This is a genomic window from Butyricicoccus sp. AM27-36, from assembly GCF_003480945.1.
GTDB lineage: Bacteria > Bacillota > Clostridia > Oscillospirales > Butyricicoccaceae > Agathobaculum > Agathobaculum butyriciproducens.
On record NZ_QUJR01000024.1, the window covers coordinates 1 to 1033 of the forward strand.

General features: G+C 47.5%; 1 pseudogene. It reads right to left on the bottom strand.

The window, feature by feature from the left end:
* Nucleotides 1-949 (bottom strand): annotated as a pseudogene (locus tag DW724_RS15110) (hypothetical protein); the annotation flags it as partial.
* Between the last annotated feature and the right edge of the window lie 84 nt (nucleotides 950-1033).

Here is a 1033-nt window from a genome sequence, read left to right on the forward strand (position 1 = left end):
AACGCCCTCCAGCTTTCACTTCCTCGGTTATTTTCCGTTTCCACCATTCATATAAAGCTTCATTACATACCCACGTACCGCCCTGCTTCTTACTTTTCTGCTTCGGCTCTCCCTGCACGATCCGCTTCTCATACCATTCCGGGTACAGCTCCTTTGCTTCTTCCAGCGTAACGGTACTTTTTCTTCTCGGCTTCTCATACAACGGAGCAAGGTCTACCTTACAGCTCGGTATGCTGGCTTTTATATCCTCCAGTGTGTAACGGTTCTCTGACAGCTTATAGGCTTTTACTGGGAAATCTGCACCCAGCTTCGACTGACTCCCCACACACCGGAAACCTTGATAAATACCGGTTATATCCGGGCTGTCCGGACGGATAGAGCTAGTATCATTCCATAGCCGCCGGATAAGAGCTTCTTTTAGCTCCGCAAGCACTTCTTCCCTGTTTCGATACAACTGAACCTGCTCCTGCAAGAAATAGTAAAGATGTACCCCCTTGCCGGAGCTGACAAGATAAGTCGGACGAAGCTGCACACCATTCCCAAACTGCTTTAACAGGTTCTTTAACTGCTGTTTGCCTACATAGTCCACATCCACCACCACCGCAAACAGCTCATGAGCGTTCTCTTTCGTGTGTGACTTTCCGTAAAAACTAATAGGCGGTATCAGCCCAAACCTATCCCCTATGACCTTATCCAGCATTTTCAGACTATCATCAATTACCCACTGCCGGGTTCTTCCCCTACCGGACGGTCTAATCTGTGTCGCTATAATATTGCCTTTTCCGTCCTCCGGCTCTTGCTGGAGACTGCCAGCCGGAAACAACTCCCGATAGAAATCATGAGGACTTACTTCCAGGTATCCCCTCTCCAGCATAAGGGCTTCTTTCTCCCGATAAGCAGACTTCCACTCATACCCTCTTTTATCTCTCCTTTTGGTGTATTTTGCCATAGTCTTTTTACACCTCACTCCCTCTCGCCTTGACCGCTAATCTTATCAATGAGTTTTTTTTACCTTTTTCCGTCAAGTATAAGG